This window comes from Photobacterium sp. CCB-ST2H9, from assembly GCF_023151555.2.
Lineage (GTDB): Bacteria > Pseudomonadota > Gammaproteobacteria > Enterobacterales > Vibrionaceae > Photobacterium.
In genome coordinates, this window is sequence record NZ_CP100425.1 from 2,366,146 (window position 1) to 2,385,260 (window position 19,115).

Below are 19,115 nucleotides of genomic sequence, written 5' to 3' on the forward strand. Positions count from 1 at the left end.
CCCCCGGAAGAGAAATCTTCCGGGGGTTTTTCGTTTAAGCACCGAATTTTAAAGATAAATCAAATCTACAGGGAATATCATGATGCAAACACAACGACTACGTATCGCCATTCAGAAAAAAGGACGCCTGAGCACAGAATGTAAAGAACTGCTGAAACGCTGCGGTGTAAAATTCAATCTGATTGGTGAGCGTCTGGTAGTTCACAGTGAAAACATGCCAATCGACCTGCTGCTAGTACGTGATGATGATATTCCCGGACTGATTATGGACGGTGTTGTTGATCTGGGTTTCATTGGGGAGAATGAGCTGGAAGAAGTCAGCCTTGAACGCGCCGCGCAGGGAGAGCCCAGCCACTACGTGAAATTACGCCGGCTGGATTTTGGCGGATGCCGTCTTTCCATCGCCATTGATAAAGACGAAGTGTACAACGGACCTCAGGATCTTCAGGGTAAACGCATTGCAACCACCTATCCTCAACTGGTGAAACGCTACATGACTGAACAAGGCGTATCGTTCAGCACCTGTATGCTCAATGGCTCTGTAGAAGTGGCACCGCGTGCCGGTCTCGCCGATGCTATCTGTGACCTGGTGTCTACCGGTGCTACGCTGGAAGCAAACGGCCTGAAAGAGGTAGAGGTCATTTTGCAGTCCAAAGCGGTCCTGATCCAACGCAGCGGCGATTTCAGTGCAGACAAACAAGCGCTGATTGACCGTCTGCTGACCCGGATGCAAGGGGTCATTCAGGCCAAAGAATCCAAATACATTATGCTGCACGCACCGACAGAATGTCTGGAGCAAATCACTGCGCTGTTACCGGGTGCAGAAGACCCGACAGTCATGCCTCTGTCACACGATAAAAGCCGGGTTGCTGTTCACCTGGTCAGCTCAGAAAACCTGTTCTGGGAAACCATGGAACAGCTGAAAACACTGGGCGCCAGCTCAATTCTCGTCCTGCCCATTGAGAAGATGATGGAGTAATCCCATGAAGACGGTTGTATGGCAATCTCTGAGTGAAACTCAACGTGAATCGTTATTGCAACGCCCGGCCATCACGGCAGGCGAAAATATTTCAACCATTGTTGCCGGTGTCATCTCAGATGTGCGCAAACGCGGTGATGATGCGCTGCTGGAACTGACAGAGAAGTTCGATAAAGTCCGTCCCGATTCAATCAAAGTGAGCGGAGATGAGATCCAGGCTGCAGCAGATCGTTTAACCGATGACATGAAACAAGCGCTTCAGCAGGCCTATGCCAATATTGCCTGTTTCCACAAAGCGCAAAAAACCAAGCCGCTGCAGGTTGAAACCCAGCCGGGTGTGATCTGCGAGCAGGTGACACGTCCGATTCATGCGGTGGGTCTGTATATTCCGGGTGGCAGTGCGCCACTGCCATCGACTGTACTGATGCTGGGCGTGCCAGCCCAAATAGCCGGTTGCCGTCGTGTGGTTCTGTGTTCTCCCCCACCGATTGCCGATGAGATTCTCTACGTCGCACAACTGTGCGGGATAACAGATGTATATAATGTTGGCGGCGCACAAGCGATTGCGGCCATGGCATTCGGAACAGAAACCGTCTCTAAGGTCGACAAGATTTTCGGGCCCGGGAATGCCTTTGTGACCGAAGCGAAACGCCAGGTCAGTAATGACTTTTATGGTGCCGCCATTGATATGCCTGCCGGTCCGTCTGAAGTCATGGTGATCGCTGACAGCACAGCAGACCCGGATTTCATCGCTGCTGATCTGCTGAGTCAGGCCGAGCACGGGCCGGATTCTCAGGTGGTGCTCGTCACGCCGGATCCAAGCATTGCCGACCGGGTCGCAGATGCCATCGGTCAGCAGCTGCAAAGTCTGTCCCGGGCTGATATTGCCCGTCAGGCCTTAGGGTCAAGTCTGACTATCATTGCAGACAGCATGACGCAATGCGTGTCGATATCGAATCATTACGGCCCTGAACACCTGATCGTGCAGACCCGGAATCCACGCGATCTGGTTACACTGCTCGATAATGCCGGTTCAATTTTCCTGGGCCACTGGTCACCGGAATCGGTCGGCGACTATGCCTCCGGTACCAACCATGTCCTGCCGACTTACGGCTACACCAAAACTTACTCCAGCCTAGGGCTGGCCGATTTTACCAAACGGATGACCGTGCAGGAACTCAGTGCCGATGGCCTGTTAGGACTGGCACCGACCGTTGAGACCATGGCAACCGCGGAAGGTCTGGATGCGCACCGCCGCGCAGTCAGTATCCGGGTAGAAAAACTGAAACTATCTTCCACCAGCGCTTCGACGCTGAAAGAGGCTTAATATGAACCCTGAATTACTGGCTCGTAAAACCGTCCGCGATCTCACCCCCTATCAGTCTGCCCGTCGTCTGGGAGGCAATGGTGATATCTGGCTCAATGCCAACGAGTCTCCATTCGTCAATGAATACAGCATTCAGTGTGATCGCCTGAACCGCTACAGTACCTGTCAGCCGGATGCGCTGATTCAGGCCTACGCCGATTATGCCGGTGTCGATAAATCTCAGGTGCTGACCTCCCGTGGCGCCGATGAAGGCATTGAACTGCTGGTCCGGACCTTCTGTGAGCCAAAGCAGGACAGCATTCTGTATTGCCCGCCGACTTACGGGATGTACAGCATCAGTGCTGAAACCTTTGATGTCGGTGTCAGACAGGTGCCTCTGACCAGCGACTGGCAGCTTGATCTGACAGGAATTCGGGAGAACCTGGATAACGTCAAACTGGTCTTTGTCTGCAGTCCGAACAATCCGACCGGCAACCTGATCCGCCGTGAAGACATCATCGAGCTGCTGAGCATGACTCAGGACAAAGCCCTGGTCGTGATGGACGAAGCCTATATCGATTTCTGTCCGGAAGCCTCCACGGTCGATCTGCTGGCACAATTTCCGAATCTGGTCATCCTGCGCACGCTATCAAAAGCATTTGCGCTGGCAGGTCTGCGCTGCGGTTTTACGCTGGCAAATCCCGCTGTCATTGACATGCTGCTGAAAGTGATCGCTCCCTACCCTGTACCTGTACCCGTTGCTGAAATCGCCATACAGGCGCTGTCTCCGGCCGGTCTGGCCAAGACCAAGTTTCAGGTTCTGGATCTGAGCGCCAACCGCGCTTATCTGCAAGCGGGTCTGAGTATGCTGCCGGGGGTCACAGTTTACGACGGTTACGGCAATTATCTGCTGGTGCGTTTCCCTGACGGCAATGCTCTGTTTCAGGCCCTGTGGGATAACGGCATTATTCTGCGACGCTCCCCGATTGAAAATTGTATCCGGATCAGCATCGGCAACCGTGATGAGTGTGAGAAAACCCTCGCCTTTATCCGTACCCAGCTGGGCAAGAATTTATAAATTGGAAGGATCCCATTGTGAGCAAGGAAAAAATTCTTTTTATTGACCGTGACGGCACACTGATTGTTGAGCCGCCGGAAGATTTCCAGGTCGACCGTCTGGACAAACTGGAACTGGAACCTTTCGTCATCCCTGCCCTGTTAAAGCTGCAGGATGCAGGCTACAAACTGGTGATGGTCACCAATCAGGACGGTCTGGGAACCGACAGTTACCCGCAGGCCGACTTTGACGCACCGCATCAAATGATGATGGCGATCTTCGAATCTCAGGGCGTCCGCTTTGATGACGTGCTGATCTGCCCACACTTTGAACATGACAATTGCAGCTGCCGCAAACCAAAACTGGGGCTGGTGAAAGACTACCTGCAGCAAGGCAGAGTCGAGTTTGCAACCTCCGCCGTCATCGGAGACCGGCAGACCGATCTGCAACTGGCCGAAAACATGGCCATCCGCGGCATTCAGTACAAGCGCGGTGAAATGGACTGGCAACAGATAGTGACCGATCTGACCACCCGGCCACGGATTGCTGAAGTTACCCGGAAGACGAAAGAAACTGACATCAAGGTAAAAGTGAACCTGGATCAGACTGGCGGAAATGTAATTCAGACCGGCATGGGTTTCTTCGACCACATGCTGGATCAGATCGCCACTCACGGCGGTTTTCAGCTGCAGTTGACGGTTGACGGCGACCTGCACATTGACGATCACCACAGTGTGGAAGACACCGCACTGGCCTTGGGTCAGGCGCTGAAGGAAGCGCTGGGTGACAAACGCGGCATTGGCCGGTTTGGTTTCAGTCTGCCGATGGACGAATGTCTGGCGCAATGTGCACTGGATTTGTCTGGCCGTCCTTATCTGAAATTTGATGCCAAATTCAGCCGTGAGCAAGTCGGTGACCTGTCGACAGAAATGGTCTCGCACTTCTTCCGTTCGCTGACCGATACTCTGGCCTGCACGCTGCACCTGTCTTCGACCGGTGATAACGATCACCACATTGTCGAAAGCCTGTTTAAGGCCTTTGGCCGCACCCTGCGTCAGGCAATCAAAGTTGAAGGAAACGAGCTGCCAAGCAGTAAAGGGGTCTTGTAATGACACAGTCCACACAGAAAGTCGTCATCATCGATACAGGCTGTGCCAATGTTTCTTCTGTCCGGTTTGCCATTGAACGTCTCGGTTATGCCGTGACTGTCAGTCGGGATCCTGAAACCGTTCTGGCAGCCGACAAACTCTTCCTGCCGGGTGTCGGCACGGCCAGTGAAGCAATGAAAAACCTGGCGGAGCGCGATTTAATCTCTCTGGTCAGCAAAGTCGACAAACCACTGCTGGGGATTTGTCTTGGCATGCAACTTCTCGGCGAATACTCGGAAGAGCAAGGCCAGAATGGAACTGAAAAAGTGCCTTGTCTGAATTTATGCCCGGCCCCGGTCGTCAAAATGCAGACCGGTGACTTACCGCTGCCACATATGGGCTGGAATACCATCACGCCGGAGGAAGGCCACCCGCTGTTCAAAAACATTCCGGCCGGGACTTATTTTTATTTCGTGCACAGCTACGCCATGCCGGATTTTCATACCGAACAGGGCCGCACCATTGCCGGTTGTGAATACGGACAGCCATTTACCGCCGCTGTTCAGAGCGGCAATTATTACGGGGTGCAGTTCCACCCTGAGCGTTCCGGGAAAGCCGGTGCACAATTAATTCAGAATTTTCTCGAAATGTAGGACGACAAGGACTGGTTATGATTATTCCCGCACTCGATTTAATAGATGGTCAGGTCGTCCGCCTGTTTCAGGGCGATTATGGTCAGGTGACCGAATATAAAGTCAATCCTGCTGAGCAATTTGCACTGTACCACCAAGCCGGTGCTGACTGGTTGCATTTGGTTGATCTGACAGGCGCCAAAGATACCTCTGCCCGCCAGCTCGGTTTAATCCGGACACTGCTGGCCGGCACCCCGGCTAAGATTCAGATTGGCGGCGGTGTGCGTACCGAACAGGACGTGGCCGATTTACTCGATGCCGGCGCGCAACGTGTGGTTGTGGGTTCCACCGCTGTCAAAACGCCCGAGACAGTAAAAAGCTGGATGGAAACCTACGGTCCGGAACGCATCGTACTGGCACTGGATATCAACATTGATGACAACGGCCAGCGGAAAGTTGCGGTTTCCGGCTGGCAGGAAGACTCCGGGGTGACCATTGAAGCCCTGATCGAAGATTTTCGCACCGTCGGACTGAAACACGTCCTCTGTACCGATATTTCACGCGACGGTACCCTCGCAGGCTCAAATGTCGACCTGTACCGTGATTTATGCGCGCAATACCCGGACGTACAATTCCAGTCTTCGGGCGGTATCGGTTCTCTGGATGATATTGCTGCACTGAAAGGCACCGGCGTAGCAGGTGTGATTGTCGGTCGCGCCCTGCTGGACGGCAAATTTACTGCAGAACAGGCTTTTGCCTGCTGGAACGATTAAGGAGCCCGACATGTTAGCGAAACGCATTATTCCCTGCCTGGATGTTCGTGATGGTCAGGTGGTCAAAGGGGTTCAGTTCCGCAACCACGAGATTATCGGAGACATCGTCCCGCTGGCGAAACGCTATGCTGAAGAAGGAGCTGATGAACTGGTCTTCTACGATATCACCGCTTCCAGCGATGGCCGTGTCGTTGATAAAAGCTGGGTGGAACGTGTCGCCGAAGTCATTGATATTCCGTTCTGTGTCGCTGGCGGTATCAAATCTGCCGATGATGCCCGTCAGATCCTGCAGTTTGGCGCGGATAAAATTTCAATTAACTCACCGGCGCTGGCCAATCCGGTACTCATTACTGAGCTGGCAGATAAGTTTGGTGTGCAGTGTATTGTCGTTGGGATCGATTCTTACTTTGATGCGGACACCGGCAAATACCAGGTTTATCAGTTCACGGGAGATGAGTCCCGGACTCAGGTCACCCAGTGGGAAACCGCAGACTGGATTCAGGAAGTCCAGCAACGCGGGGCCGGTGAAATTGTGCTGAATATGATGAACCAGGATGGTGTTCGTCAGGGCTATGACCTGACACAGCTGAATCTGGTCCGCGATATCTGTCATGTACCGCTGATTGCTTCCGGTGGTGCGGGTACCATGGAACACTTTGCCGATGCCTTCAATATTGCCGGAGTCGACGGTGCACTGGCTGCATCTGTATTCCACAAACAAATCATCAATATCGGCGAACTGAAGCAATACCTTCAACAACAACAGGTGGAGATCCGACTATGAGCCTGAGCAGTGAAATTAATTGGGAAAAGGTCGATGGTCTGGTGCCCGCCGTGGTTCAGGACTGTCGCAGTGGTCAGGTACTGATGCTTGGCTTTATGAATGATGAAGCTTTAAATAAAACGCTGGACACCCGCCAGGTAACTTTCTGGTCCCGCAGTAAGCAACGTCTTTGGACCAAAGGTGAAACCTCAGGAAATGTGCTGCAACTCAAGCAAATTCAGCTCGACTGCGATAAAGACACCCTGCTGGTCAGTGCCGAGCCGATTGGCCCCACCTGCCACCTGGGCACAACAACCTGCTTCGATCAGGGCAGTACTGACGACGGTGAAAATGCCAGTATGCCCGATCTGGTGTTTCTTCACCGACTGGAGCAAGTGCTGGCAGCCCGTAAAGGCGCCGATCCCGAGTCTTCCTACACCGCCAGCCTCTATGCCCGTGGCACCAAGCGGATTTCGCAGAAGGTGGGTGAAGAAGGCGTTGAAGTCGCGCTTGCGGCAACGTCGGGTGACAAGGCGGAAGTGATTTCTGAGTCTGCTGATCTCTTGTATCACCTGATTGTCCTGTTGCAGGATCAGGGATTGAGTCTGGCAGACGTTGTCGCCAAATTGCAGGAAAGACACAAGGGCTGAATCCGCCCCCGATACGGAAAAAGGAAGCCTGAGCTTCCTTTTTTATTTTTATACGGTTTCAGTGGCCTCTCGGGCTTCTTCAATCGCTTCTTTATAGTGTTTCCGGCAAACCGAAACATAGCGATCGTTCCCGCCGATTTCAACCTGATCACCATCGGCAATGGCTTTGCCTGAGGCATCGTGGCGAATCACCATATTCGCTTTGCGGCCACAATGGCAGACAGTTTTCAGTTCCACCAGTTTGTCAGACCATGCCAGCAGATACTGACTGCCTTCAAACAGTTCGCCCCGGAAATCAGTGCGCAGCCCATAGCAAAGCACAGGGATATCAAGCTTATCGACAACTTCAGTCAGCTGTAAAACCTGAGTTTTGGTCAGAAACTGGCACTCATCGATCAACACGCAGTCTACACGAGACGCGTGATTCATCAGAGAAAGCTTATCCCACAGATTATCTTCCGGACCGTACAATTCTGCATCTTCCGACAAACCGATACGGGAACTGACTTTCCCCTTCCCAAACCGGTCATCAATTGCCGCTGTAAAGATGACAGGCGACATCCCCCGCTCACGGTAGTTAAATGACGACTGCAATAATGTCGTCGATTTCCCGGCATTCATGGCCGAGTAATAAAAATACATTTGCGCCATCAGGCTTTCCGCTCAACTCTGAATAACGGCTGATGCTACCGAAGAAGATTCTCAATTGGAAGCAAATCGGTGCCATTCATGTCTTTCCCCGTCAATACGTTCATGAATCAAGCATGACAGTCGACTCAGGCTGACCGGACACAAAAAAAACCGGTCAAGTGCAGCACTTGACCGGCTTGAAGCGCATACAGGCAGATCAGCTTACCTGGCCAGCTCCTGAGTGCCTTTTAAAGGACGCTTGGCAATCCAGCCAAGGCATACACAAACCAGCAGGAAGCTGACGGTCGCAGCCATGAAGGACACCCCCAGTGAGTCTGTCAGACCTAAGACGGTAAAGCCCACGGCTGTCACCAGAGCGACGGACAAAGCATAAGGCAATTGCGTCGACACATGATCCATGTGATTACAACGTGCACCTGTTGACGACAAAATCGTGGTGTCAGAAATTGGCGAGCAGTGGTCACCGAAAACAGAACCCGCCAGCACCGCACTCAGCATTGGCAGAATCAGACTGATTTCTGTCGCAGCGGCCAGATCACCCGCGATTGGCAGCATAATTCCGAAAGTGCCCCAAGACGTTCCGGTAGAAAACGCCATCAGACCTGACAGTAAAAACAGAATAACCGGCAACCACACCGGAGCAATATTTCCCTGAACCATCGTCGACAGGAATTTACCCGTGGCCATATCACTGATCACACTGCCAATCGTCCAGGCAAAGAACAGAATCAGAATTGCGCCGAACATTGATTTCGCGCCAATCCATAAAGCATGAACAATTTGCTTAACCGGAATTGCCTGACGCCCGACAGCAATCAAGGCAGAAAGTAATCCCAGCAAACCACCGTAACAAAGTGATGCACCAACATCTGTTGATTCAAACGCACCCAGAACAGAGAAAGGTTTTCCGTCTGCCTGTAAACTCTGGTTACCGGTAAAAATCATGAAGAATAAGGTTGCTGCAACCAGCACAAGAATAGGAACAATGAGATCACTTACTTTCCCATTTTCACTTTCTTCAATTTCTAATTCATCATTCAGATCTTTGGCTTCGGCATGAATTTCATCATGATCAAACCCAAGCGCATGACTGGCTTGCACTTCATGTTTTTTCATCAGGCCAACATCCAATTGGAACCAGGCCACAACGAATACCATTAACAGTGCAAATACTGCGTAAAAGTTCATAGGCGCCAGTTGAATAAACGCACTCAGTGCAGAATATTCTGTAACACCATGTGAAACCAAAATACCACCAACAACTGTAATGATATATGCCCCCCAACTTGAGGCTGGCATCAGTACGCACATAGGTGCGGCAGTCGAGTCCAGAATATAAGCCAGCTTAGAACGGGAAACATAAAAACGATCCGTTACCGGTCTGGAAATTGACCCGACAGCAAGACTGTTAAAATAATCATCGACAAAAATAAACACGCCAAGAAAAGCGGCTAAAAGTTTTGCACCGCGTTTACTTTTGATTTTTGTTTGAGCCCAATGTGCAAATGCACGCGTACCACCAGACAATGTCAGCAGCGCAGTGGTCATTCCTAATAAAAGCAGAAAAGCAACAATACTCATATTCCAGGTATTGATACCGCCATCTTCAATAAAGAGGCCTTTTACTTTACCGCCAACATAAGACAAGGTATTCGCGGCACTAAAGTCTGTCAGTAATAGCGCACCCATCAGGATACCAATGCCTAAAGACAACAGAACGCGCCGGGTCAGAATTGCCAGACTCAATGCCACAAGGGGCGGTAAGACTGAAATGGAAGATTGGGAAAAATCTACAAGGTTCATGATCTCTACTACAACCGATCTTGGTTGGAGATCTACTGCTGAACACGGCTTTACCGTGATGGGAAGCAAAATAGGAAGGCGGGTTTCACCTCTCCGGACCCCACAGTAGCGCTCCATAGTTAAATGTAAATTACTATGGCAGTGTTGTCCCTATTTGGCGACAACCCCAGCAAGGTGCTTTGACAGTTCAACCTTACTTCGGCACTGGCTCCTTTCACTGACGTTCTTCGGGGTCACCTCCCGCCAGTTACTAATAGACAATGCACCTCTACCCTTAGTCAAGGAACCGCGTATTCTACTTTTTGTTATCTGATTTGCAACCTATAAAGTACAAGATTAACTCATACTGATGAATAAGCGCTTACTAATTTACTGTATTTACTTACATTTACAGCGAGGATTACGATGTTGAATATGAAATTACTCACATTCAAACGCATTAAGAAAATTAGAACTATCTCAATTTATTAACAAGCAAAAATTTGATTTCTTCGCATCAGATGACGATTAATCATTATGACACGGATAAAAAACCATCGAATTAACTCAGTAAAACTGAGATTTTATTTGGCAGACAGGTTTAAAAAGTATTACTATTGCTGATATAAACTTTCTCACTAATTATTAGTATAACGACAATAGGAAATTTAAAATGTCTGATGCAATGAAAGCGCTATTAAACCTTCGTAGTCTTCGTGCACTTGCTCGTGAATATTCACTGGAGCAACTGAAAGAAGCTCTGGAGAAACTTCAGACCGTTGTCACCGAACGTGAAGAGTCTGATGCAGAAGAAATCGCGAAAGAAAAAGAGCGCGAAGACAAACTGAACCAATACCGTGAAATGCTGCTGGCTGACGGTATTGACCCAGAAGAACTGATGGCAAGCTTGGGTAAAACTAAAACCAAGCGTGCTGCTCGTCCGCCAAAATACAAATTCATCGATGAAAACGGCGAAGAGAAAACCTGGACTGGCCAAGGCCGTACTCCTTCAGCACTGAAAAAGGCGCTGGATGAAGGTAAATCTCTGGACGACTTTAAGATCTAATCTGATTCGATTTGATCAAAAAGCCCGGCAACTTTAGCCGGGCTTTTTCTTTTTCCAACATCAATTTAGAGCAATCACTTAAATAATGGCTATGCCATTAGTGAATACTGTCTGCTAGTGTACTCACAGCCAGCGCAAAGTAATGCGAGCGATTCCATTTCAGTAATGTCTGATAATTGCCATAAATCAAATAAGCACGACCATGATTATCATCCGGTTGAACTAACCAGGCATCTACATCAACTTTAGGCAATGCTGAGCCATTTAAACGACGCACACCCAATGCCTGCCATTCAGACAACGTTTTCCGCTTCTGAGGTTCCACCCCTTTCAGATCATCGCTCAGGCCATCAGGAACCTTCACCTGACGTCCCCAGGTATATTTATCATCCCAGCCAGATTTACTGAGATAATTTGCAGCCGAAGCGAAGACATCCGCTTCCGTTTTCCAGATATCTGCCTTACCGTCTCCATTTCCATCCACGGCAAAAGTCAGATAAGAAGTCGGCATAAACTGTGGTTGTCCCATCGCCCCTGCCCAGGAACCTTTCATTTCACTCACAGTAATATGTCCGTCCTGAAGAATGCTCAGTGCAGCCATAATCTGCTCACGGAAAAAAGCTTCCCGCCGGCCTTCATATGCCAGGGTAGTTAAAGCTTCAATCACGCTGTAACTTCCGGTCAGCTTGCCAAAATTACTCTCCACTCCCCACAAAGCAACAATGAACCGAGGCTGTACGCCATACTGACGCCCAACACGCTCCAGTGCCTTCCTGTGCTGGTGGTAATACTTATTTGCCTGGGCAATTTTCCATTGCGGAACCGCTTTCGGCAAATACTCATCCAGAGTGAGTTTTTTCTCCGGCTGGTTTTTATCGGCTGTAACCGCACGCTCAATAAATGTCACATTGGCAAATGCAGATTCCAGAATCGATTCATCAATTCCCTTCGCTCGCGCTTCCTGCTTTAACCCGGTTACATAATTGTCAAAACTTTCATCCGCCGCAGCCATAGGCGATGAAAGGCCAAGTCCTAAGGCCACCAGGGCCGCTAACCATTGCTTCCGCATATCCATTTTTTCACCGTCAGGTATTATTCAGTGCTTTTTTTGCTTTGTATTCTTCAAGAAGATTAGTCACTGGTGGTGGTATTTGCAGGTAATAACCCTGCGTTGACAGCGACTCCCTCACCTTCCTGATATCAGCCAGGGCCAGTTTTCTGTCTTCACTCAGTTTGAGTACCATCACGAACTGAGGCGTGCCAAAGGTGCTCAGTAACGCTTCCGGGACTTCTGAAAAATCATCTTTCTTGTTGATGTATAGATAAGTGTTGTCTTTTTTAGGACTTTTATAGATTGCACAAAACATAAGCAGACCTGCTGGTTACCCTTCACCACTATCTGACCACGACAAACGGAAATCATTCCTGAACGGAGGACATTCTGCCCAGTGCTGTCACCATCATGGTCATCATTTAAACTTTATACCGAACTCTGACAAGGAGAACTTGCTGAGACCTGCCGGGGAATATAACATGCTATAACCTATGTGATAACGTACCTGAGCGCGAAATTCTCCGCGCAAGAAGAATAAGCCATGGCAAAAACGGCAGAATTGAAAGGGGGCAGCTATACGCTCTCATCACTACACTTGGCTGACAGCGGTTTAGATCAGGCGATCAGTTTTCTTAAGGATAAAGTAGAGCAGGCTCCGGCATTCTTTGCTCACGCCCCGCTGGTGATTGATATCAGCAAAACCAGTCAGGAGCTTGACTTCGGGCAGTTGCGACAAGGCATTCTGGATGCAGGGATGATCCCGGTAGGCATCAGTGGTTGCAAGCCGTCACATTTACAGGCTCAGGCAAAATCCGCAGGTTTTGCCATCATGAATGCCGCCAGACAGGCAAAAGCCAGCAGCCCTGTCATGGAACCCACAAAAGTGATTCGCTCCCCGGTTCGTTCAGGGCAGCAAATTTATGCTAAAAATTGCGATCTGGTCGTATTGAATCATGTCAGCGCTGGTGCTGAAATTATTGCTGACGGCTGCATCCATATTTACGGGTGCTTGCGTGGCCGGGCAATTGCCGGAGCCAGTGGGGAGACGAACGCTCAGATTTTCTGCCATAATCTACAGTCGGAATTAATATCCATTGCAGGCAATTACTGGCTGAGCGATAAGATTCAAGAATCTCACTGGGGATCGAGTGTCGTTATCTCTTTGATAGACAACAATTTAAATATAGCGCATCTGGCTGTATAACTTTAAAAAGGAATAAAACAGATGGCACGAATTATCGTGGTGACCTCAGGTAAAGGCGGGGTCGGAAAAACGACCTCCAGTGCGGCCATTGCGTCCGGCCTTGCTCTGAAAGGCAAAAAAACAGCCGTCATCGATTTTGATATTGGTCTGCGAAATCTTGATCTGATTATGGGCTGTGAACGTCGGGTCGTGTTTGATTTTGTAAATGTTATCAATGGCGAAGCAAAACTGAATCAGGCGCTGATCAAAGATAAGCGCGTGGACAACTTGTACGTGCTTCCGGCATCGCAAACCCGTGACAAAGATGCATTAAGTAAAGAAGGCGTCGAAAAAGTTCTGAATGAAATGGATGAAATGGGTTTTGAATTCATTATCTGCGATTCTCCTGCAGGTATTGAAACCGGTGCATTAATGGCGCTGTACTTTGCAGATGAAGCCATTGTTACCACAAACCCTGAAGTAGCTTCCGTCCGGGATTCAGACCGTATTCTGGGAATTCTGGACTCCAAATCGCGTCGCGCTGAAAATAACGAAACACCAGTGAAACAACACCTGCTGCTGACCCGTTATAACCCATCCCGGGTAACTCAGGGTGATATGCTCAGTGTTGCTGACGTCGAAGAGATCCTGCACATTCCTTTGCTGGGTGTCGTACCGGAAAGCCAGTCTGTTCTGAATGCTTCAAACAAAGGCGAACCGGTCATTTTTGATGTTGATTCTGATGCGGGTCAGGCTTATCAGGATACAATTGAACGTTTGCTGGGCAAAGAACGCCCGTTCCGGTTCATTGAGGAAGAGAAAAAAGGCTTCCTGAAACGAATATTTGGAGGCTAACCACACTATGGCTTTGCTAGAGTTCTTCCGCCCCAAAAAACAATCAACCGCGAGTGTGGCGAAAGAAAGGCTGCAGATCATTGTTGCTGAACGTCGCTCCGCCTCTATGGGCAGCCCGAGTTACCTGCCACAGCTTAAGCAGGATATTCTGGACGTCATCCGCCGTTATGTTGATGTCACGCCGGAACATGTCACGGTCCACCTCGATCAGAAAGAGGAAGACCTGTCCGTTCTGGAATTGAATGTGACTTTGCCAGACGAGAAATAAAAAAATCCCCGGTTTCAACGCCGGGGATTTTTTCATGAAACTTTTCAGTTTTCAGCCTGTTTTGCTGGTGACCAAAGGTAAAACACGAGGGGCAAAGTGTTCCCGGCGCCAGGTGGATAACATTTCAGGCAATGCATCTTCCGGACATCCTTTCTTCCAGGCCCAGCTCAGCAACTGATTGATTTGTTTCTTCGATGCAAGAAACTCCTGCGCCAATCCTGTTTGTTCAGAGACCGCAACCACTTCATCTTTAATGCGTTTTACCATCTGTTTATAGCCCGGCAGATCAACCAAACGCGTTAAACGTTCCGGATAATCAAGCTCACTCATCTGCTCCACTTCCCTCACCAGAGCAATCAGCCGGTTTCCGTGTCGCTGAATTTCACGCTCGTCAAAGCCCTCTCTGGACATCACCGCTTTAGACGTGATTTCAAAACGCGCCACTTTCCACAGATTCAGTTCTTTGAGCACAAAGTTCAACGCAAGATCCCGCTTTCTGGCTTCCTGAAGCCGCCAGGCTGCCACTTTTTGCAAGATAGCCAATTGCTTCGGAGACAGCTGCCAGGCATTCTTGATGTCTTTATACACCTGATCCGGCGATACAGTACGGCTTCGTTTCACCAGCATGGTATCGCATTCTTGCTGAAGTGCTTCCATCCAGCCTTTCTCTTCCACTCCCGCCAAGAGCTTCTGATAAAGCGGCAGCAGGTAGTACACATCTGCCGCCGCATAATCGAGCTGCTTATCTGTCAGAGGACGCGCCAGCCAATTGGTTCTGGCTTCCCCTTTCTCCAGTTCAATCCCCAGATATTCCTGGACCAGCGCGCCAAAACCGGTCGACAGTCCATGTCCGAGAAACGCAGCCATAATCTGCGTATCCAGCATCGGAGTCGGCATACAACCCGCAGCAGACTGAAACACTTCCAGATCCTCACCGCAGGCATGGAGTACTTTAATCACCCCGGGGTTCTTCAGCAGCGCCCAAAGTGGCGACAGGTCTGTCAGAGCCAGCGGATCGATCAGGGATAACTGCTCGCCATCATACAGCTGAATCAGCCCCAGCTGGGCAAACAGGGTTCGGGTGCGAACAAACTCAGTATCCAGCATCACAGCAGGATACTGACTTGCCTGCTGGCAGACTTCTGCCAGTCTGTCGTTCGTTGTTATGATTTCAAATTTCAAAGCTCACCTTTTTACAGAGACTAAGCTCACATTGCCCAGTCTTGCATATCAATGCACAGAGCGGAAAAACAAAGTGCCGGCTAAACAGCCGGCACTAACGCAAAATCAGTGTATCTTAAAATCGGCGTTTATGCTTGTGCCGCCTCTTTCTGGGCTTGATCCGACTCTTCGCGCAACGCACGTCGTAAAATCTTACCCACATTGGTTTTCGGCAGCTCATCGCGGAATTCAACCACTTTGGGTACCTTATAACCAGTCAGATACTGGCGGCAGTGTGCCAGCAGCTCATCCTTCGTCAAGCTCGGATCGCGCTTCACGACACAGATCTTCACAACTTCACCGGCAGCACCATTCGGTTGGCCAATCGCGGCAACTTCCAGCACTTTCCCATGAAGCGCAACGACATCCTCGATTTCATTCGGGTAAACATTGAAACCCGAAACCAGAATCATATCTTTCTTCCGGTCTACGATATGCAGGAAACCATCTTCATCAAAGCGGACCACATCACCCGTCGACAACCAGCCATCCTCAGACAGGACTTCACGAGTTGCTTCCGGACGCTGCCAGTAACCTTTCATAACCTGCGGACCTTTCACCTGCAGTTCGCCGGTCTGATCCATGCCCAGCACGTTACCTTCTTCATCCACAATACGGATATCAGTCGACGACACCGGTAAACCAATCGATCCGTTATATTCGGTCAGATCATGCGGGTAAGCAGCCACCAGAGGAGAGCATTCCGTCAGGCCATAGCCTTCCAGCAAATAGTTTTTGGTGGTTGCCAGCCATTTTTCTGCAACGGCTCGCTGAACAGCCATACCGCCACCCACCGACAGACGCAATCGGCTGAAGTCCAGTTCGTGGAAATCTTCATTACCAAGTAACGCATTAAACAGGGTGTTTACCCCGGTCATCGCTGTAAATGGGTAACGTTTCAGCTCTTTGACAAAAGTTGGAATATCTCTCGGATTGGTGATCAGCAGGTTCTGACCGCCCATCTCGATAAACAGCAGACAGTTCACCGTCAGCGCAAACACGTGATACAGCGGCAGCGCCGTAACCACAAACTCACGACCTTCATGCAGAATCGGTCCGTATGCAGCTTTGGCCTGGAAGACGTTAGCCATCATGTTTCGGTGGGTCAGTATTGCCCCTTTCGCGACACCGGTTGTCCCTCCCGTATACTGAAGGAACGCCATGTCATTGCCTTCAATGAACGGCTTCACATACTGCATACGGCGTCCCTTTTTCAGGGCATGATTGAGTGACGTTGCATGTGGCAGATGATACTTCGGCACCATCTTTTTGATGTATTTCACCACAAAGTTCACCAGGGTACGCTTCGGATGCGACAGCTGATCACCTAAGCTGGTCAGAATGACATGCTCAACGCCCGTATTCCCGACGATTTTTTCCAGCGTGTGTGCAAAATTGGACACAATGACAATGGCTTTCGCACCAGAATCGTTCAGCTGATGCTCCAGCTCACGAGGGGTGTACAGCGGATTGACGTTCACCACCACACAGCCGGCCCGAAGAATACCGAACAGCGCAATCGGGTACTGAAGCAGGTTGGGCATCATGACTGCCACACGATCACCTTTTTTCAGTTTCAGATCGTTTTGCAGATATGCCGCAAAAGCCCGGCTGCGTTCTTCCAGTTTCCTGAAAGTCATCACCTGGCCCATGTTGATAAAGGCCGTTTGGTCGGAATATTTCTGGACAGACTGTTCAAAAAGTTCAACCAATGAAGTGTAAGCATCTGGGTTGATTTCAGCCGGTACATCATCCGGATAGCGGTTAAGCCAAACCTTATCCACCATGCACTCTCCTTATATTTTTCTGGGCTTTAAACGCCATAATATTGCTGTAGCGAAAATTCAAACACTTGTTCTATACAAGCATTACAGCACAATTAACATTGAATTAACACAACTGATTAGACCAGCTTTTTGATTTTTGAAGTAAACAGCAAAATCTGTTCACAGACTTGCCGGGGGCTTTCCAGATGGCAGTGATGGCCACCGGGAACTGTTATCTGAGCGGCCTGTGGAACCCAGGAAAGCCCTGCATCAGGCTCTTTCAGATAAGTGAACCCACGCTCACCAAGTACGGACAAGACCGGGCACGCAATACCGGACATCAGTGTTTTCGCTTGCGTTTCTGTCATCCTGATCAGTGAGTCACAACGTAACTTGTCGTCATGCCGCCAGTACCAGTGATCCCCATCCCGATAAGTTGCACGCTGAACCAATGGTCGCAGTTGCTCTGCATCCAATCCATTAATCCGGCAACGAACAGTCAATGCGGCCTGAAATGAGTCGAGCTTAAGTCTTTTCGAGACTCTTTGCCTGCGTTTCATCCGGCTTTCAATTCCCTGACGTAACCTGTCAGCAGCTAATTCAGCGTTTTCACAAAGCGGAGCGAGCCCTTCAATTAACACTAAACCAGCCAGAGTTTCAGGAAATGCTCCTGCGTAGGCCGCCGCCACCAGTGCTCCCAGCGAGTGCCCGACTAAAATCACAGATTGTCCGGCTAATGCCTGTCTGATCTGTGCCAGATCGTCAACATAATCCATGAAATAGTAGTAATTGTCCGTCCCCCTGTGCTCAGACAAGCCATGTCCCGGCCAGTCAACCGAGACCAGATGGAAAGCTTCGCTCAAGGGTTTGAATAAGGGTGTAAAACTGGCCGCGTTGTCATGCCAGCCATGCAGAAAGACCAAAGTCGGTCGCTGATCTGACAATTCAGCAGCGGAGACAACCTTCCCCTGTGCCAGTGCTTCTCGGCAAGGAGGAAAAGATGTCAGGATCGCCAGCTCGGATTCTGCCAGCGGCAATCGGCACTCATACATCATATGAAGATTCAATCATCAGGTACGATAGAAAACAGATTTGTTCAGGGGCTGACCCGATACCGGATATCAGCACTGTCCGGCCTCAGACCGTAGTGAATATACTGACAACGAATGCCCAGACACCGGTAGTAGGTGTTCACATCGTCAATGCGAACCTGCTCTTCGATACGCCAGACTTGCTGCCCTTTGGCAAAGACAACAGGATAGGTGTAATCATACTGGCCGATTTTCCCCATTTCGCTGCCACGAAGCTGACCGGCGACAGTCACCAGCTTTCCTTCCGCGTACTCAATCGGATCGGCAAATCCGTCAATATATGCAATAAAACGGCCTTGAGGTTTTGCCGTCAGATCCGGGCGGCCGGAGGTGTCAATTGGTAAACTGGCCACTTCCAGACGGGTGCGTTTCGCCTCATTTACAACAGAAGCAATCACACCGCCCAGACGCACTTCACGCCCCTGCACCCCCTGAGGGTCTTCAATCACCATCGTCAGATCGGTAATCGGTTTAGCTGTTGTTGTTTGTAAACTGTCGGGCAACTGACTGCAACCACTCAGAGCCAGTAAGGCAAACGCCAGGATTGTCTTTTTCACCACGGATCCTTTTCAAAAAGAAAAACAGGGAACTGCTTTGCGATTGCGACTGATCAAATAAAAAGATCGACGCCCAGCAACCGGGAGAACTCTTCCCGTTTAGACTGATGCAATACATCCAGATAAGCAGAAAGGGCCTGCTTATTTCTCCCTTGCGGGCTGTCATACTGAACCTGACTGTGGGCTTCCTCAATCAGAGCAGGATCTTTGATCGTTTCCGCCACGGCTCTGGCCACCACAGTCGGCTGAGCAACCGGCGCAGCGGACTGTTCAGCTTTCTGCCGTTTGTCGGTTCTTCTGGCCCGTTGCGGGGCCTGTGTCGATGCCGGTAAACGAGGTATGGTGACCATAAAGACAATGAATCCTGATCAGA

The 19,115-nt window shown here is 50.0% G+C and carries 21 protein-coding genes, 1 riboswitch and 1 other annotated feature (1 of these 23 running past the window's edge); of the genes, 12 read left to right on the forward strand and 9 right to left on the reverse strand.

What is annotated here, in order from left to right; genetic code table 11:
- Positions 1–35, forward strand: a sequence feature (His leader region) (it extends 105 nt beyond the left edge of the window).
- A 47-nt stretch (positions 36–82) separates the two neighbouring features.
- From hisG to hisIE, 8 genes are read left to right on the forward strand one after another with little or no spacing between them, the layout of a single operon-like run.
- Positions 83–979, forward strand: a complete 897-nt coding sequence (gene hisG / locus L4174_RS10990; RefSeq protein ID WP_248141689.1) for an ATP phosphoribosyltransferase — start codon at positions 83–85, stop codon at positions 977–979.
- 4 nt (positions 980–983) lie between these two features.
- Positions 984–2,306, forward strand: coding sequence for a histidinol dehydrogenase (gene hisD / locus L4174_RS10995; RefSeq protein WP_248140876.1), 1,323 nt, complete (start codon positions 984–986; stop codon positions 2,304–2,306).
- Between the two features lies 1 nt (position 2,307).
- A complete protein-coding gene (gene hisC, locus L4174_RS11000) occupies positions 2,308–3,363 on the forward strand; it encodes a histidinol-phosphate transaminase (protein ID WP_248140877.1) in 1,056 nt (351 codons plus the stop codon).
- A 17-nt stretch (positions 3,364–3,380) separates the two neighbouring features.
- Positions 3,381–4,451, forward strand: coding sequence for a bifunctional histidinol-phosphatase/imidazoleglycerol-phosphate dehydratase HisB (gene hisB / locus L4174_RS11005; RefSeq protein ID WP_371929337.1), 1,071 nt, complete (start codon positions 3,381–3,383; stop codon positions 4,449–4,451).
- Positions 4,451–5,083, forward strand: a complete 633-nt coding sequence (hisH, locus tag L4174_RS11010; RefSeq protein ID WP_248140878.1) for an imidazole glycerol phosphate synthase subunit HisH — start codon at positions 4,451–4,453, stop codon at positions 5,081–5,083. Before hisB ends, hisH begins: the two co-directional genes overlap by 1 nt.
- 17 nt (positions 5,084–5,100) lie before the next feature.
- Complete coding sequence (gene hisA / locus L4174_RS11015; protein ID WP_248140879.1) at positions 5,101–5,835, forward strand: 1-(5-phosphoribosyl)-5-[(5-phosphoribosylamino)methylideneamino]imidazole-4-carboxamide isomerase; 735 nt, start codon at positions 5,101–5,103, stop codon at positions 5,833–5,835.
- Between the two features lie 10 nt (positions 5,836–5,845).
- The gene (hisF, locus tag L4174_RS11020; protein ID WP_248140880.1) at positions 5,846–6,619 is read left to right on the forward strand and encodes an imidazole glycerol phosphate synthase subunit HisF; all 774 of its coding nucleotides are present in this window, start codon (positions 5,846–5,848) and stop codon (positions 6,617–6,619) included.
- Positions 6,616–7,248 (forward strand): bifunctional phosphoribosyl-AMP cyclohydrolase/phosphoribosyl-ATP diphosphatase HisIE, encoded by a 633-nt coding sequence (gene hisIE / locus L4174_RS11025; RefSeq protein ID WP_248140881.1) that lies wholly within the window; start codon positions 6,616–6,618, stop codon positions 7,246–7,248. The genes hisF and hisIE overlap by 4 nt, the downstream gene beginning before the upstream one ends.
- Positions 7,249–7,296: 48 nt before the next feature.
- Here hisIE and L4174_RS11030 read toward each other — a convergent pair whose 3' ends face one another.
- Both L4174_RS11030 and L4174_RS11035 read right to left on the reverse strand, forming a co-directional pair.
- On the reverse strand, positions 7,297–7,899 hold the full coding sequence (locus tag L4174_RS11030; protein ID WP_248140882.1) for a thymidine kinase: 603 nt from the start codon (positions 7,897–7,899) through the stop codon (positions 7,297–7,299).
- A gap of 201 nt (positions 7,900–8,100) precedes the next feature.
- Positions 8,101–9,702, reverse strand: a complete 1,602-nt coding sequence (locus tag L4174_RS11035) for a Na+/H+ antiporter NhaC family protein (protein ID WP_248140883.1) — start codon at positions 9,700–9,702, stop codon at positions 8,101–8,103.
- Between the two features lie 98 nt (positions 9,703–9,800).
- Positions 9,801–9,981: riboswitch (Lysine riboswitch) on the reverse strand.
- Positions 9,982–10,354: 373 nt separating this feature from the next.
- Here L4174_RS11035 and L4174_RS11040 point away from each other — a divergent pair.
- On the forward strand, positions 10,355–10,747 hold the full coding sequence (locus tag L4174_RS11040) for an H-NS family nucleoid-associated regulatory protein (protein WP_248140884.1): 393 nt from the start codon (positions 10,355–10,357) through the stop codon (positions 10,745–10,747).
- A 97-nt stretch (positions 10,748–10,844) separates the two neighbouring features.
- Here the strand turns inward: L4174_RS11040 and L4174_RS11045 are convergent, their stop codons facing one another.
- Together L4174_RS11045 and L4174_RS11050 are read right to left on the reverse strand one after the other, a co-directional pair.
- A complete protein-coding gene (locus tag L4174_RS11045) occupies positions 10,845–11,816 on the reverse strand; it encodes a lytic transglycosylase domain-containing protein (protein WP_248141691.1) in 972 nt (323 codons plus the stop codon).
- 16 nt (positions 11,817–11,832) lie between these two features.
- A complete protein-coding gene (locus L4174_RS11050) occupies positions 11,833–12,114 on the reverse strand; it encodes a YcgL domain-containing protein (RefSeq protein ID WP_248140885.1) in 282 nt (93 codons plus the stop codon).
- A 228-nt stretch (positions 12,115–12,342) separates the two neighbouring features.
- Between L4174_RS11050 and minC the strand changes: the two genes are divergently transcribed.
- The 3 genes from minC to minE are packed head-to-tail and all read left to right on the forward strand — an operon-like array spanning position 12,343 to position 14,107.
- The gene (gene minC, locus L4174_RS11055) at positions 12,343–13,005 is read left to right on the forward strand and encodes a septum site-determining protein MinC (protein WP_248140886.1); all 663 of its coding nucleotides are present in this window, start codon (positions 12,343–12,345) and stop codon (positions 13,003–13,005) included.
- 21 nt (positions 13,006–13,026) lie between these two features.
- On the forward strand, positions 13,027–13,839 hold the full coding sequence (minD, locus tag L4174_RS11060) for a septum site-determining protein MinD (RefSeq protein WP_248140887.1): 813 nt from the start codon (positions 13,027–13,029) through the stop codon (positions 13,837–13,839).
- Positions 13,840–13,846: 7 nt separating this feature from the next.
- Positions 13,847–14,107, forward strand: a complete 261-nt coding sequence (gene minE, locus L4174_RS11065) for a cell division topological specificity factor MinE (protein WP_248140888.1) — start codon at positions 13,847–13,849, stop codon at positions 14,105–14,107.
- Positions 14,108–14,158: 51 nt separating this feature from the next.
- Here minE and rnd read toward each other — a convergent pair whose 3' ends face one another.
- The 5 genes from rnd to L4174_RS11090 form a co-directional block, all read right to left on the reverse strand.
- Positions 14,159–15,289, reverse strand: coding sequence for a ribonuclease D (rnd, locus tag L4174_RS11070; RefSeq protein ID WP_248140889.1), 1,131 nt, complete (start codon positions 15,287–15,289; stop codon positions 14,159–14,161).
- 128 nt (positions 15,290–15,417) lie between these two features.
- Positions 15,418–17,112 carry a long-chain-fatty-acid--CoA ligase FadD gene (gene fadD / locus L4174_RS11075; protein WP_305885159.1) on the reverse strand — a complete coding sequence of 565 codons (1,695 nt, stop codon included), beginning with the start codon at positions 17,110–17,112 and terminating at the stop codon, positions 15,418–15,420.
- 119 nt (positions 17,113–17,231) lie between these two features.
- Positions 17,232–18,149, reverse strand: a complete 918-nt coding sequence (locus L4174_RS11080; RefSeq protein ID WP_248140892.1) for an alpha/beta fold hydrolase — start codon at positions 18,147–18,149, stop codon at positions 17,232–17,234.
- A 41-nt stretch (positions 18,150–18,190) separates the two neighbouring features.
- Complete coding sequence (locus L4174_RS11085) at positions 18,191–18,742, reverse strand: Slp family lipoprotein (protein ID WP_248140894.1); 552 nt, start codon at positions 18,740–18,742, stop codon at positions 18,191–18,193.
- Between the two features lie 53 nt (positions 18,743–18,795).
- Positions 18,796–19,092, reverse strand: a complete 297-nt coding sequence (locus tag L4174_RS11090; RefSeq protein ID WP_248140896.1) for a hypothetical protein — start codon at positions 19,090–19,092, stop codon at positions 18,796–18,798.
- Between the last annotated feature and the right edge of the window lie 23 nt (positions 19,093–19,115).